The 2,028-nt window shown below is 73.1% G+C and carries 2 protein-coding genes; both read right to left on the reverse strand.

The window, feature by feature from the left end; all coding sequences use genetic code 11:
* Positions 1-838: hypothetical protein (locus QZY48_RS22985; protein ID WP_295435475.1), on the reverse strand; the 838-nt coding region annotated here is incomplete at its 3' end.
* On the reverse strand, positions 828-1,850 hold the full coding sequence (locus tag QZY48_RS22990; RefSeq protein ID WP_295435477.1) for a stage II sporulation protein M: 1,023 nt from the start codon (positions 1,848-1,850) through the stop codon (positions 828-830). The genes QZY48_RS22985 and QZY48_RS22990, both read right to left, overlap by 11 nt.
* Positions 1,851-2,028 lie beyond the last annotated feature (178 nt).

Here is a 2,028-nt window from a genome sequence, read left to right on the forward strand (position 1 = left end):
CGAGCACGGCAGCGCACAGCAGGCCGGCCGACACCGCGGCGCGGGCGCTGCCGCGGCGGCCGGGTCGTGCGGCGCCCTTCGCCGTTGCGCCCGTGGCCGCGTCGGGGGCTGCCCGGCGGAAGGCGAGTTCCAGGTCCCAGGCCTCCAATTCGGTGCGCCGCCCGATGTAGAGGGCAAAGCCCGCGCAGCAATAGAAGGGCGCGATCACCGAGCAGGCAAGCAGGTAGAGGCCGCCGCTCAGCCAATAGGGCCAGGACTGGGAGTCGGTCAGGGCCGCACCGAGGTCCAGGCCGGCCAGTCCTTCCGGGAGCCCGGTGGGAATCAGGTAAACCAGCGTGAGCAGCAGCCCGCCCCAGAGGATGGCCTCGAAGTGGTAGCAGATCAGGGTCAGCCAGGCGGCCCCGGCGCCGTCGCCCAACACCCGGCGGCGCTGCCGCAACGCCGCGCCGTCCAGACCCTCCAGGAGTCCGATGGCCAGATTCAGGGAACGGCGGGCGGCCAGGCGCCGCCACAGCAGATAAGGCAGCAGGTGCCGCGTCCAGGCGGCGCGCTGGAGCGGCCAGGCACGCCCGAGCGGCGGCCGCTCCCCGAACAGAGAGCGGCTGATCCACCAGATCAGGGGCGCTTCATAGAGCGGCTTGAACCACCACAGGAGCAGCAGCCACCAATCCGCCCGCGCGCCGGTCAGGGGCAGCGCCAGGAGCCCCACGGGCAGGGCACTGCACCACCACAGGCCCCACAGGGTCGGGAACCAGGCGCGCCCCAGGGCGAAACCCAGGTCGATCCCCTCCCAAGGCCCGCGCGGGCGCAACACCACGCTCATGCGGTCAAGGTCCATGGTCGTCCCCGGGACCGCCGCGCACCGGCCCGGCGCCGCCATCCACTCGTCCCGCCAAGGCGAAATAGGCCATCACCGCCACCCATCCCAAGACCCCCACCGCGTACTTCACCCCCGCCGCCGCCCCGCTCGCGGACCAAAAGGCCTCCACCACCGCCGCCAGCAGCAGCATGAGGGCCGCCCCGCCCACCAGCACCGCCGCATCGCGTGCGTTCGCGCGCAGGGCCGCGAGGCGCGTCAGGCGCCCGGGGGCGATCAGGGCCCGGCCAAGCAGGAGCCCGGCCGCCCCGCAGATGGCGATGGCCGTCAGTTCAAAGGGGCCGTGCCCGCTGACGAAGGGCCAGAAGACGGGGCCGAATCCCAGACGGGTCAGATGACCGGCCGTCGCACCGATCATGAGCCCATTGGAGATCAGGATCAGCACGCTCCCGAGCCCCAGCAGCAACCCGGCGCCGAAGGTGCGAAAGCCGATCCCGATATTGTTCATCACATAGAAGCCGAACATCATGAAATCCGTGTCGGCCTGACGCTCCGGCCCCCGTCCGGGCCGACCGCTGTCGGGGTCGTATAGGGACTCGAGCTCGGCCACCTGGGCGCTGTCCATCAGGCTGTAGATCAGTTCCCCGTCCTGCCCGCAGGCGAGCCCCATGACCAGCAGCGGCAAGAAAAACAGGGCCGCGGCCAGCGCGCAGACGCGGGCCTGACGACGCAGGGTGCGCGGAAATCCGGCCGCCATGAAGCCCAGGGCCAGGGCCCACCAGGCGTTGCGGCGTCGGTACAGGTGGGGATAGCCGCGCCGCACCAGGTCGTGCAGCTCCGCGATCAGCCCGGGGGCGTAGCGGCGCGCCCGCGCCAGGGCGTAATCGGCGCACAGACGCCGATAGAGGGCCGGGAAGCGCGCCAGGGGCAGCGCGGGGGACGGGTCGCGCCCGCGCCCCTCCAAGGCGGTCAGGAGCCTGCGGTAGTCCGCCCAGGCCGCCGCGCGGCTCGCCTCGAAGGGTCCCTGGCGCACGGTTCAGTCCCCCGCCCGGCCACCGGCCAGCCAGGTCCCGTACCCCTCTACCTGCTCCACCGCCGCCCACCCCCGCGCGCGGGCCGGCCCCGCGGCGGGGCCGGGCAGGTGGGCGAGCAGGGTCTCGGCCAGTTCGATCCGACGCGCCCCGGACAGGCGCCGCGCCCGCTCGCAAAAG

Origin of the sequence: uncultured Thiodictyon sp. (assembly GCF_903828115.1) — a bacterium.
GTDB lineage: Bacteria > Pseudomonadota > Gammaproteobacteria > Chromatiales > Chromatiaceae > Thiodictyon.